Source organism: Shewanella sp. ECSMB14102, assembly GCF_000813075.1.
In the GTDB taxonomy this organism is placed as follows: Bacteria; Pseudomonadota; Gammaproteobacteria; order Enterobacterales; family Shewanellaceae; genus Shewanella; species Shewanella indica.
Map to the genome: position 1 here is coordinate 43,232 of NZ_JWGX01000038.1, position 12,827 is coordinate 56,058.

The window sequence follows — 12,827 nt, forward strand, 5'->3', positions numbered from 1 at the left end:
AAATGCCGTTTAATTAAAGTGAACGGCATTTGGTACTATCAACTTTTATTTTCTGGCTCCAACCGGGATCATTATGTGGGCATAAGGGGTGCCCTTCCACATCACATAGGGACCACCTTGCGCCGGGTCGGTCGGCAAACTGTCAAGCATGGCGGGATCCGGCACCAGAATCATCAGGTGTGGTCCTTCGACAATCCATTGATTATCAGCGGTTTCCATTTCCGCATACGGGTCAATATTGCTGGCCCCTCCATCACCGGCCAACATGTAGGAAATACCTATTGCATTGGCCTGAAAAGGTTTTTTCTCCATCCAGGCATTAGCCCATTCCATCCAAGGGCCGTCCATACACATGGGAGCCGTTCCCTTGAGCTGTGGCGGAGTAGGAAAGCAGGTGTAGCTGCCATCACCTTGTTGCAGCACATTCTTGTTCCAATCAACAACGGTAACACTGGCACGTATGGTGGGCGGAGCGGCACTCAGGGCGTCATCCAACATCATCTGCTGTGCTTCAGTGAGTGCGGCATGGGTGGCACTGGCGAAGGAAGACAGGGTCAAAGTCAAAATTAGAGCTGAAGTTTTCATCAAACCAGCCTCCAGGTTGAACTCGGATACAACAACACCGAGATCTTCAGTATAGTTTCTGCAGAAAAAATCGATTTTGCCCCGTAAATTCAATATATTGGACTAAGATAAAATCAAAAAACCAGGAGGAGACAAGATGTTTTCTCTGTCCCAGACCTTATCTATCTTCGCCGCTTTACCGGATCCCGTGTTTATTCTGACCCGCAGTGGCCGCTATGCCGCGGTACTGGGAGGTGCCGACAGTCGCTACTATCACGACGGCACGGCCTTGATAGGACAATACATCTCCCAGGTCATCCAACCCCCCAAGTGCGAGTGGTTTCTGAGCCAAATAGCGCAAGCCTTGCTGAGCCGCCGTCTCTGGGTGGTGGAATATAGCTTGGGCGGTAACGATGTTATGGGGCTCACAGAGCAAGGCCCCACTGAATCCATCTGGTTTGAAGGTCGGATCCAAGCATTGGACTTTCAAGTTGATGGTGAAGATGCCGTAGTTTGGGTTGCCAGCAATATTACCCGCCGTCATTATTTGGAGCTGGAGCTCAGGGAAAGGTGCGAGCGCGATCCGCTCACTCAACTATACAACCGCCGAAAGTTGCTCAAACTGTTAACAGAAAACCTAACCCTGTTTCAACGTTACCGAACCCCAACCAGCATATTGATCTTCGATCTCGATAACCTCAAAAAACTCAACGACAGCTCGGGCCATTTGATGGGTGACAAGGCGATAACCACCCTGGCAGATATCTGCCAGGATAATCTCAGGGCCCAGGATAGTGCCTCCCGTTACGGCGGCGATGAATTTGTCATTCTTATGCCCCACACTGCTGCCGAGCAGGCATTACCCATAGCCGAGCGCTTACGAAGTGAATGCTCCCGGCGCCTCAGAGCCTTGGGGATTGCCGAAGAATGCGCCAGCATCAGCGGTGGCCTCAGCGAGTTTCAGTGCAGTGATACCGATATAGATGCCGTGGTTTCCAGGGCCGATGCAGCCCTCTACCAAGCCAAAGCACAGGGCCGCAACCGGATTGTGCTGGCCAAGGGGCCAGAGTGCACTGAATCGCCCTAAAAACAGGAAACAAAAAGCCGGCACTTGGCCGGCTTCTTCATGGAATTGACTCGTCTAATTCGAGCGACTGAACTTAGGCCTGTGGGCGCATGGCCGGGAACAGGATCACGTCACGAATGGTGTGAGTGTTGGTAAACAACATCACCAGACGGTCGATACCTATGCCCTGACCGGCTGTCGGTGGCAAACCATGTTCCAGCGCCGTAATATAGTCGGCATCATAGAACATGGCTTCGTCGTCACCGGCATCCTTGGCTTCAACCTGAGCCTTGAAGCGGTTGTCCTGATCTTCGGCGTCGTTGAGCTCGCTGAAGCCGTTGGCCACTTCACGACCACCGATGAAGAACTCGAAGCGGTCGGTGATGAAGTCGTTGTCATCGTTGCGACGGGCCAGTGGCGAGATGTCCGCTGGGTAGCCGGTGATGAAGGTAGGCTGCATCAGTTTAGGCTCGGCGGTTTCACCGAAGATCTCTTCCAGCAGTTGACCACAGGTCCAGAAAGATTCGATTTCCAGCCCTACGTCTTTAGCCAGCTTACGCATAAACTCAAGATCCTTGACCTCTTCATAGGTCATGGCCTGAATTGTGGCGTTGTCTGGGTTGTAGTGCTGAATCGCTTCCAGCATGCTCATGCGGGCATAAGGGCCGCCGAAATCTATGCTGTGCTCGCCGTAAGGCAGCTTGGTGTCACCCAGCAGATCCTGAGCGATGGAAGACAGCATCTCTTCGGTGAGATCCATCAGATCGCGGTAATCTGCGTAGGCCATATAGAATTCCATCATGGTGAATTCTGGGTTATGGCGTGGCGACAGACCTTCGTTACGGAAGTTACGGTTGATTTCGAACACTCGCTCAAAACCACCGACAACCAGACGCTTGAGGTACAGCTCAGGCGCAATACGCAGATACATATCGATATCCAGCGCATTGTGGTGAGTAATAAATGGACGCGCGGAGGCACCACCCGGGATGACATGCATCATAGGGGTTTCCACTTCCATAAACTCTTTTTTCACCATAAAGTTACGTATGGCTGAAACCACTTTGGAGCGCATGACGAAGGCATCACGGGAATCCTGGTTGACGATCAAGTCAACATAACGCTGACGGTAACGGGTTTCCTGATCGGTCAAACCGTGGAACTTCTCAGGCAGCGGGCGCAGCGCCTTGGTCAGCAGCTGATACTCTTCCATATTAACGTACAGGTCGCCCTTACCGGACAGGTGCAGAGTGCCTTTAACGCCAACTATGTCGCCGATATCCAGGCCCTGATAGCGTTCTTTCAGATCAGCCTGTACTTCTTTGCCGGCATAGGCCTGAATGCGGCCGGATACGTCCTGCAGAACCAGGAAGGGGCCGCGCTTGGCCATGATCCGACCGGCAATGGCGGTCTTGAAGCCCAGAGACTCGAGCTCTTCTTTGCTCTTATCGGCGAACTGCGCCTGCAGCTCGGCAGCCTTGTGGCTGCGACGGAAAGTGTTAGGGTGACCATTGGCCGGGCAGCCCTGGCGTACATGTTCCAGCTTGGCGCGACGTTCCGCGATCAGCTTGTTCTCATCCAATACTTGTTCAGTCATTTTCCGCTTCTTCTCTGTTACAGCCCGGACTTCAGGCTGGCTTCAATAAATCTGTCCAGATCACCGTCCAACACGGCCTGGGTATTACGGGTTTCCACCCCGGTGCGCAGATCCTTGATGCGGGAATCATCCAGCACGTAGGAGCGGATCTGACTGCCCCAGCCGATGTCCGACTTGGCATCTTCCGCCGCCTGCTTCTCGGCGTTTTGCTTTTGCATTTCCAACTCAAACAGCTTGGCTTTCAACTGTTTCATTGCTGTGTCTTTGTTCTTGTGCTGTGAACGGTCGTTCTGGCACTGCACCACGGTATTGGTCGGAAGGTGGGTAATACGCACCGCAGATTCGGTTCTGTTAACGTGCTGACCACCGGCACCCGAGGCGCGGTACACGTCGATACGCAGATCGGCCGGATTGATATCGATGTCGATGGAATCATCAATCTCAGGGTAAACAAACACAGAACAGAATGAGGTATGGCGGCGACCACCCGAGTCGAAGGGCGACTTACGTACCAGGCGATGCACGCCGGTTTCGGTTCTCAGCCAGCCATAGGCGTATTCACCACTGAACTTGATGGTGGCACTCTTGATACCGGCCACATCGCCGTCTGAGACTTCGATAAGTTCAGGGTTAAAGTCATGTTCTTCACCCCAGCGCAAATACATGCGCAGCACCATATTGGCCCAGTCCTGCGCTTCGGTGCCGCCGGAGCCGGACTGAATATCCAGATAGCAGTCGGAAGCGTCCTGTGGACCCGAGAACATACGGCGGAATTCCAGCTCTTCCAGGCGCTTTTCCAGATCGCCCAGTTCACTGTTGGCATCATTGAAGGTTTCTTCATCTTCCTCTTCAATGGCCAGCTCCAGCAGTCCTTCGACATCTTCGAGGCCCGCATCCATATCGTCTATGGTCTTAACCACAACTTCCAGCGCCGAGCGCTCTTTACCCAGGGCCTGAGCGCGCTCTGGCTCATTCCATACTTCGGAGCTTTCCAGCTCGCGGCTTACTTCTTCCAGACGCTCTTTCTTGGCGTCATAGTCAAAGATACCCCCTAAGGAGCATTGTGCGGTCGGCAAGCTCCTTGATTTTGTTTTTTACCGGATTGACTTCAAACATGCGATTTCAACTTTCTTTGGTGTTAAGGACGTATGCAAACGAGGGATTTTAACCCAAGCAGCCGCTGAAACCTATGCCACTGCAGGCAGAAGCTTGATTTTTTTTCGCCGGTACTGCATTCAGAGCCGGTTCCGGTAAAACATCTGACACACTCTAGCGAATTCCGCGGTGAAAAAACTGTGACAAAAAATCAAATATGCCAACTTAATCAACAAATGAATCAGGTGATCATGGCGAGCAGCAGCCTTCAATGACAAACGATACCTGCAGCCATCTATTTGAAATTTCCATTGTCAGGGAGTCAATGATTTTTAAGCAAAAACTAGGCCTTCGAGCCAATGATGCGTACCCTTTTCAAGAGCAAATCATCTCGAATCTGCTACCGGTATTCTTCATACCTCAACCAAATAGCAACATACTCCAGCGTGCTTTTCCCGACTGACGCATTGAAATCCCAAGCGACAACTTCACCTCAGTTTAGTGCGCAGATATCTGTCAGCAAGATCTCCTGCCGAGCCAGATCACACTGAGTAAAATCCATTTTTCAGACAAGTGCACAGACTCGCCAAGCTTTGTGAATTCCCCGGCAAAAGCCTGTTCCAGCTCAATGAAGCAACTCACTCGATCGATATACTGCATGGTTATCAGCTTAATTAGTCCCTACTTCACCGCCATCGAGGTGAGCAAATAACAAGGCTGCCCATGTTTGAGATCTATATCGACGGCCAGACCGTCAGCGCCTTTGAGGGCGAGACCCTGTTGCAGGCGGCCCGGCGGGCCGGCATCGACATTCCTTGTCTGTGTCACCATACAGACGCACACGCGGCTACCACAGAAGGCGCCGATCAACACCTGTGCCAACTGACCCGAGTTGACCAGGTAATGATCGACGGTGACAGACCGCTGCTGGCCTGCTCGACTCCGGCAATCGCCGGAATGCAGCTCAAGAATCATACCCAGACAGTGCACAGTCATCGGCAGCAAGTGCTGAAACAGATCCTGAAAGATCACTTCGCCGATTGCGAAGCCCCCTGCCAGCAAGCCTGCCCGGCAGGCGTTGATGTACAGTCTTACCTATATCATATAGGTCAGGGCAACCACACAGAAGCGGTGCGGATCCTCAAGCAGACGCTGCCTCTGCCGCTGTCTATCGGCCGGGTCTGCCCGGCATTTTGTGAAAGCGCCTGTCGCCGCGCCCTAATCGATGAGCCACTGGCAATACGTCAGCTAAAACGCCACGCCGCCGATCTGGATTTGGCCGATGCCGAACCCTATCAGCCGCCCAAGGCCGACCCCAGCGGCAAGAAGGTCGCCATAATCGGCGCCGGTCCCGCCGGGCTCAGCGCCGGGTTTTTCCTCGCCAATCAGGGCCATGAAGTAGACATCTTTGAGGCCGCCCCCAAGGCCGGTGGCTGGCTAAGATACGGCATTCCAGAGTATCGCCTGCCCAAGGCAATACTCGATAAAGAGATAGCTCTGCTGGAGCGCAGCGGCATTCGCATTCACACCAACACAGTCATAGGCGAGCATATCCTGCTGCCGAAACTGGCCGAGGAGTATCATGCCCTCTGTCTGGCGATGGGCGCGCAAAAGGCTGTGCCACTCGACTATCCTGGCAGTGACCTGCCCGGCTGCTATCTCGGGGTCGACTACCTTAAAGATCTGGCAATGGACCACCAGCTGGTCACAGGTAAAAAGGTAGCCGTTGTCGGCGGCGGCAATACCGCCATAGATTGTGCCCGCAGCGCCAGACGCCTCGGCGCCGAAGTGACCCTGATCTACCGGCGTACCAAAGAGGAGATGCCGGCCGAAGCCTTTGAAATTCATGAAGCTGAGCAGGAAGGGATCCACTTCCTACTACTGACCAATCCTGTGGCCAACCATGCCGGCAGTGACGGCCGTCTTGCACGAGTCACGCTTGAAAAAATGTCTTTAGGCGAACCGGATGCCTCCGGCCGCCGCCGACCTCAGCCCAGCGGCGAAACCTTCGACTGCGAGTTTGATACCCTGATCGCCGCCGTGTCCCAATCACCGGATCTGGCCTTTCTGCAACAGGCCGAAAACCGTCTGCTGCAAGGCGCTCCGGCGCTCAGCCGCTGGAATACGATCAACGGCTGCGACATCACACTGAGTACAGGGCTGGAAAAACTGTTTGTTATCGGTGATGTACGCCGCGGACCCGCCACTGCAGTGGAAGCGGTCGCCGATGGTCGCCGCGCCGCCGAGGCCATAGATGCCCTGTTCAATCAGGGGCTCAGTTGCCCACTGACGCCGGTGGCGTTCAATGCCAGCAAGGCTATAGGGCTCAAGTCCCAACAGGATTTACCCAAAGGTCTTTTCCCCTCACAGGTGAAAAGTGCCAGAGTCAAGATGCCGGAACTGCCGGTAGCCGAGCGCCTGAGTAACTTTGCCGAAGTGGAGCTGGGACTGACGCCGCAAATGGCCGAAGCCGAGGCCAAACGCTGCCTCGAATGCGGCTGTCAGGCCAATATGGACTGTCGCCTGCGAGACTACGCCAGTGAATACAAGGTCAGCAGCCAGGGCTTGCTAGAGCAAGATAGCAGTGGCGACTCGGCGCTGCTGGCCAGACACTTTGCCCAGGACTTGAGTGCGCCTTTTATCCGTTTCGACGCCAATCGCTGCATCAGCTGCGGCGCCTGTGTTGACATCTGCCACAGTCGCAGCGGCCACAAGGCGATCAGCTTTGAGGCCGACCAATTCTCGGCGCTACCGGGAGGCAATAGCGAACGCCGGGCCCCCAGAGCCGGTTTCAGCGTCTCCATGGCCGACAGCGATTGTGTTCAGTGCGGCAACTGCCTGCAGGTATGCCCGACCGGTGCTCTGGTCGATGCCCGCCACAAGACCCAAGGACAAGCACCCGATACCAAGGTGACCAGCACCATCTGCACCTATTGCGGCGTGGGTTGTCGCATCCGCTTCAAGGTAGACACTAGCCAGAATCGTATCCTGGCGGCCGAAGGTGATGTGCGCTCACCTGTGAACCAGGGCATGCTCTGCGTCAAGGGCCGCTTCGGCTTCGACTTTATCAACAGTGAAGAGCGCCTGACCCAGCCACTGATACGCCGTAACGGCAAGTTGGAACCCTGTAGCTGGCAAACGGCCATCAGCTATATTGCCGCCCACTGGCAAGATCAATTGGAACAGTTTGGCCCGAGTTCATTCGGTGCACTGGCATCCGCCAAAGCCACCAATGAAGAAAACTTCCTGCTGCAAAAGCTGTTCAGAGCCGTTATCGGCAGCAACAACATAGATCACTGCGCCCGCCTGTGCCACGCCTCCACTGTCACCGGGCTCTACGATGCCCTCGGCAGCGGCGCCATGACCAATGATATTCCCGGCATAGAGGATTCAGATCTCATCTTTATCCTGGGCTCGGATACCGACTGCGCTCACCCCATCATAGCCTCGAGGATCAAGTCGGTTGTCAATCGCGGCAAGGCCAGACTCCTGGTCGCCGATCCCAAGCGAGTCAGCATAGCCGACAGCGCCGAGCTGTTTGTGCGTCATCGCCCCGGCACAGATGTGATGCTGCTCAACGCCATCATGCAGCAGATACTGCTCAACGACTGGCATGACAAGGCCTATATCCGCAGCCGCACCACAGGCTTTGAGGCCTTGCGCGAAGAGTTGTTACGCCCGGATTACAGCTTGGAGCAAGCCGCCAGGGTGACAGGTGTCAGCAGCAGCGAAATAGCGGCCATGGCCAAAATGCTGGGCACAGCCCAAAAGACCGCTCTCTACTACGCCATGGGGATCACCCAGCACACCACAGGCCATGACAATGTCACCGCCATTGCCAACTTGCAGCTATTGCTGGGCAACCTCGGACTCGACGGCGCCGGGATCAACCCCTTGCGCGGCCAGAGCAATGTCCAGGGTGCCTGTGATATGGGGGCCCTGCCCAACTATTTCAGCGGCTATCAACGTCTGGATAACGATGCTGCGCGGCTGAAACTGGCGCGGGCCTGGGGCACAGATAAGCTGAGTCCTGAGACAGGTATTCCAGCCTCTCATATGATGCAGGCGATTTTGGATGGCAGGCTGCAGAGCCTGTTTGTCATGGGCGAAAACCCGGTACTGAGCGACCCTGACCAAGCCCATGTGCTCAAAGCGCTGAAAAAACTGCCATTTTTGGTAGTACAGGATATCTTTCTCACCGAAACTGCCGAAATGGCCGATGTGGTATTGCCGGCAGCGGCCTTTGCCGAAAAGCGCGGCCACTTCACCAATACCGAGCGCCGGGTTCAACGACTGGAAGTCGCCTTGCAATCGCCAGGTAGTGCCCGTCCGGACTGGCAGATACTACAGCTGCTGGCCAATGCCATGGGCGCCGACTGGCACTATGGCGATGAACAGGCAATTTGGCAGGAAGTCACCGCCCTGACCCCCAGCTACGCCGGGATCAGTTGGCGCAGAACCACGGATAACCCGGCCGGGCTGCAGTGGCCCTGCCCAGATGAGCAACATCCGGGTACCCGGGTATTGCACCGCAACAGCTTTACTCACGGCAAAGGGCGACTGCAGCCGGTCAATTATCGTTTACCGGCTGAGCTGCCGGACGGTGATTACCCCTTGATGCTGTCGACCGGACGCCTGCTGGAACAGTTCCACACCGGCACCATGACCCGTAAAACCGCCGGACTGGACGAACTCGGCTCCCCCAGAGTGATGATCTCGGTTGAGGATGCCGAGCGTTTGGGCGTCGGCAAGGGCGACTGGCTCAAACTGGAAAGCCGCCGTGGTGAGATATTCATTCAGGCCTTTGTCAGCCGCCGGGCTCAGCCTGGGGTGCTGTTCCTGCCATTCCATTTCGTGGAAGCCGCGGCCAACAAGCTAACCATTAATGCGCTGGATCCCGTGGCTCACATTCCCGAGTTCAAGGTGTGTGCCGTCAAGGCTGAGCGCGCCGAGGCACCTCCGGCAGCTTGAAACTGAGCAGTAAAAACGGCGCCTATATAGAGCGCCGTTTTTGTTTTCTTCTTTTCCCAATTATTGAGATTAGAGGGCTACAGGTATTAAACCCTGAATTGATTCACCAGTTGTCCCAGATTATCGCCACTGTGGGACACTGTCTGGCTGACTCTGGCCGCTTCTTCGCTGGAATGCAACAGCTCGGCGACTATCTCCTGAATCGCATAAACATTACGGTTAATCTCCTCAGTCACCGAACTCTGCTCTGTGGCAGCTGTGGCAATTTGGGTACTCATATCATTGATGGAAGTAACTGAGCTGGTCACCGCCCCCAGACTTTCGGAAATCAGTCTGGAAGACTCGACACTGCGATGGCAGCTTTGCTGGCTCTCTTCCATGGCACTCACCGCCTGGCTTACCAGACGATGCAACTCACTGAGCATCTCGTTGATCTCCAATGTGCTGGCCTGAGTGCGGCTCGCAAGACTGCGTACCTCATCGGCGACCACGGCAAAGCCGCGCCCTTGCTCACCGGCACGAGCTGCTTCAATGGCAGCATTGAGTGCCAATAGATTGGTCTGCTCGGCTATGCCACCTATGACAGACAGCACGCTGTTAATTTTCTGCGACTGTTCGTTGAGCGACTGAATATGATCGGCGGCACTGTTAATCTCTGCCATCAGGGTAGAGATTTCGGTCAGCGAAGTATCAACACACTCCTGGGCCTTAGCCACTTCATCGCTCGCCACATGGGTCGCCTCCGCCACCTGGGTGGTGTTCATCGCCACTTCCTGGGCAGTGGAAGACATCTCGGTAATAGCGGTCACCACCTGATCTGTTTCATTGTTATGGTTGGCCAACTGCGCCGCTATCGCCTGAGTCTGGGCATGAATGGAACCAGAGGCATCCTGCACCTCGTGGGTAGCGGTAGTCACGTCACGAATGATACGTTGCAACTTGTCGACAAAGCGGTTGAATGCCTGCCCTAACTGGGCAATCTCATCATCACCGCGCACCTGCAAACGCTTGGTTAAATCCCCTTCTCCCTGAGCGATATCGTTGAGGTTATCCAGCATGTAGCGAATAGGAGTCACTGTTCGCTGCGCAGCAAACAGAATAAGCATAGCGGTGATCAGGGTGATGATTATGACTATCATCAGCGTCAACCATAACTTTTCTTCCATATCTGCCAATGCCGTTTGCCGATACTCTGCTACAGAAGCCTCAATATCATCGACATAAGCGCCGGTACCTATGATCCAGTCGGTGCCTGGAACCATGGCGGCATAACCTATTTTTTCCACCAGCTCGTTGGTGCCGGGTTTTTGATAGTAATAAGTAAGGATACCGTCACTATTGCGGGCTGCATTCAGCAAGCCCACTATGATCTTGGTTCCCTTGGGATCTGTCATCCCTATCTGATCTGTCCCTTCCAGATTAGGCAGTAAGGCATGAAACAGGTTTTTACCTTTACCATCATAGACAAAGAAATAACCTGCGCTGCCAAAGCGAACATCCCGTAAGGCCGCCTTATAGTCTCCACCCTGACTGCGCTGAAAACTGACAATCTCTTTGGCGACTTCGGTCACATGCATCAACTCCTGACGACGCTCGTTAAGCAGCTTTTCTCTGAAGTTGGTAATTTCGCTTTCAAGCGCATCCGATTCTACTGTCCAGGACGCCAGCATCAAAACAATGGAAACCGTCAACAATGGTAACAGAGCAAGTAAGAGTAACTTATTTCGTAAACTTAGACTGGACACTTAGGTTTTCCCCCAGGAAATGAAATCTCTACAAATTATAGTAACTTTGTTTACCTTAAGTTCGGATAAATAAATGCCCGAGATCAAAGTTAAACCATTTGCTTACATAAAGAGAGTCAAAACAGCGCCCATAGCCGCAAAGCCGAATACCAAAAATACCAAAGATAACCGCCACAGTTTAAGCAGCATAAAGCCGGTCAACACCATGGCGATATCAACCGGACGGGTCACGGCACTGGTAAATACCGGCTGATAGAGAGCGCTCACCAGCAAACCTACGACTGTGGCATTAATCCCCATCACCATAGCCGCCATTTTCGGGCGTTCGGCAATTCCCTGCCAGCCGCGGATCACCGCCAGCAACAACAGGAAACCGGGCAGAAAAATGCCCAGCGTTGCCACCAAGGCGCCAATAAGGGCATTTTGCAGCCACAGTTCGGCCCCAAGATAAGCAGCCAAACTGAACATGGGACCGGGAAGGGCTTGCGCCAGGGCATAGCCTGTAAGGAACCTGTCATGATCTATGCTGTTTGCCAACTGACTCTCAAGCAAAGGCAGTACCACATGGCCGCCGCCGAATACCATAGCGCCGGTCTGATAAAACTGCTTAAAGAGTTCAGCCAAAGGGTGAGCAAGTAAGGGACCTGTAAGCAGCAATAAAAACAGAAATATCAATAAAGCACTCCAGTTTAGCTGCATGCTTCCCGGCTTGGCCGGCATTGGTGCATCACGATTGAGCCAGAACAATCCACTAATGGCACCGACAAACAGCAACAGCAACTGAGTCAAATTCCCCGGCCATAAAAGCAGGATCACTGTGCTCAACAAGGCCAATACCTGAGTGGTGCGGTTGCGACAAAATTGCTTGAACATCCCCCAGGCAGCATCGGCGACCACCACCACAGCCAATAACTTGAGCCCGGCAATAACCCCCTGAAATAAATCGCTGGAGAGATATTGATAGCTGCTGACAGCCAACAGAAACATCAATAGAAACGAGGGCAAAGTAAAGCCGATAAAGGCCAGTACCGCCCCGGGAAGGGCTCCGCGGCGGTAACCTATGGCAAAGCCGACCTGGCTGGACCCAGGGCCGGGCAGAAACTGACTCAAAGCCACCAAGGACGCATAATCTTTATCATCAAGCCAGCCCAACTCTTCGACAAAAGTCTTGCGAAAGTAACCTATATGCGCCGCTGGGCCACCAAAACTCACCAGTCCCAAAGAAAAGAAACGAACAAAAATCTGCCACATCTGTGTTAGCTCTATACTTGTTTGATCTGGCTCCATTGTATGACATAAGTGTGACACTTATCTTATATTCATAGGCTTAGTCTTTAGGCTTACGGCAAGACAAACAAATGAACAGGCAACTGAGAGTCAGCCATAGCCTCTCAACTAGCTGTATTTATGACAAAATAGCGGTAAATCCCCCCCTGAATCTCGACCTTCCCACACGTAGGCAAGTATATCCGTTCGGAATCAACCACAGTCTCTTGGCTGTCTTAACGCCATCGCCAGGCGCGGCCCAGCAACATAAGCAAAACATTTAATATTTATTCAATGACGGCTAACACCGAGTATGGCCATAAACCTAAAGCTACTTGGCTAAAAATAAACCGCAACAAAAACAACGACCAATAATAGTCCTACCCACAGTAAACCAACCAGCATTGAGCTGACTACCAACACTTTTGACACCTGTCAATTTTAATTGCATAGATATTCACAAAAACATCAAATACAATCACCACAAAAGAACCCAAAACATAATACTTTTGTAGCATTTTGT

General features: G+C 53.5%; 7 protein-coding genes. 2 read left to right on the forward strand and 5 right to left on the reverse strand.

From position 1 onward, the window contains the following. Positions 1 to 45 precede the first annotated feature (45 nt). The gene (locus tag RC73_RS12925; protein WP_039035030.1) at positions 46 to 585 is read right to left on the reverse strand and encodes a hypothetical protein; all 540 of its coding nucleotides are present in this window, start codon (positions 583 to 585) and stop codon (positions 46 to 48) included. 136 nt (positions 586 to 721) lie between these two features. Between RC73_RS12925 and RC73_RS12930 the strand changes: the two genes are divergently transcribed. Beyond that, positions 722 to 1,651 (forward strand): GGDEF domain-containing protein, encoded by a 930-nt coding sequence (locus tag RC73_RS12930; RefSeq protein ID WP_039035031.1) that lies wholly within the window; start codon positions 722 to 724, stop codon positions 1,649 to 1,651. 73 nt (positions 1,652 to 1,724) lie between these two features. Here RC73_RS12930 and lysS read toward each other — a convergent pair whose 3' ends face one another. Beyond that, positions 1,725 to 3,227 (reverse strand): lysine--tRNA ligase, encoded by a 1,503-nt coding sequence (gene lysS, locus RC73_RS12935; RefSeq protein WP_028779438.1) that lies wholly within the window; start codon positions 3,225 to 3,227, stop codon positions 1,725 to 1,727. 17 nt (positions 3,228 to 3,244) lie between these two features. After that, positions 3,245 to 4,343 (reverse strand): peptide chain release factor 2 gene (gene prfB / locus RC73_RS12940; protein ID WP_162206727.1). Its coding sequence is split into 2 segments (ribosomal slippage): positions 3,245 to 4,267 and positions 4,269 to 4,343, totalling 1,098 coding nucleotides; the frame shifts between segments, so codons are not numbered across the junction. 702 nt (positions 4,344 to 5,045) lie between these two features. On the opposite strand from prfB, the gene fdhF reads away from it, so the two are divergent. Continuing rightward, complete coding sequence (gene fdhF, locus RC73_RS12950; RefSeq protein ID WP_039035033.1) at positions 5,046 to 9,293, forward strand: formate dehydrogenase subunit alpha; 4,248 nt, start codon at positions 5,046 to 5,048, stop codon at positions 9,291 to 9,293. 86 nt (positions 9,294 to 9,379) lie between these two features. Here fdhF and RC73_RS12955 read toward each other — a convergent pair whose 3' ends face one another. Further along, positions 9,380 to 11,038 (reverse strand): methyl-accepting chemotaxis protein, encoded by a 1,659-nt coding sequence (locus RC73_RS12955; RefSeq protein WP_039035034.1) that lies wholly within the window; start codon positions 11,036 to 11,038, stop codon positions 9,380 to 9,382. A gap of 102 nt (positions 11,039 to 11,140) precedes the next feature. Next, positions 11,141 to 12,289, reverse strand: coding sequence for a chromate efflux transporter (chrA, locus tag RC73_RS12960; RefSeq protein ID WP_039035035.1), 1,149 nt, complete (start codon positions 12,287 to 12,289; stop codon positions 11,141 to 11,143). Between the last annotated feature and the right edge of the window lie 538 nt (positions 12,290 to 12,827).

What these genes read in the sequence shown, in the direction of transcription:
- RC73_RS12925 (WP_039035030.1), bottom strand. Translation starts at nt 585, where the DNA reads ATGAAAACTTCAGCTCTAATTTTGACTTTGACCCTGTCTTCCTTCGCC.
- RC73_RS12930 (WP_039035031.1), top strand. Translation starts at nt 722, where the DNA reads ATGTTTTCTCTGTCCCAGACCTTATCTATCTTCGCCGCTTTACCGGAT.
- lysS (WP_028779438.1), bottom strand. Translation starts at nt 3,227, where the DNA reads ATGACTGAACAAGTATTGGATGAGAACAAGCTGATCGCGGAACGTCGC.
- fdhF (WP_039035033.1), top strand. Translation starts at nt 5,046, where the DNA reads ATGTTTGAGATCTATATCGACGGCCAGACCGTCAGCGCCTTTGAGGGC.
- chrA (WP_039035035.1), bottom strand. Translation starts at nt 12,289, where the DNA reads ATGTGGCAGATTTTTGTTCGTTTCTTTTCTTTGGGACTGGTGAGTTTT.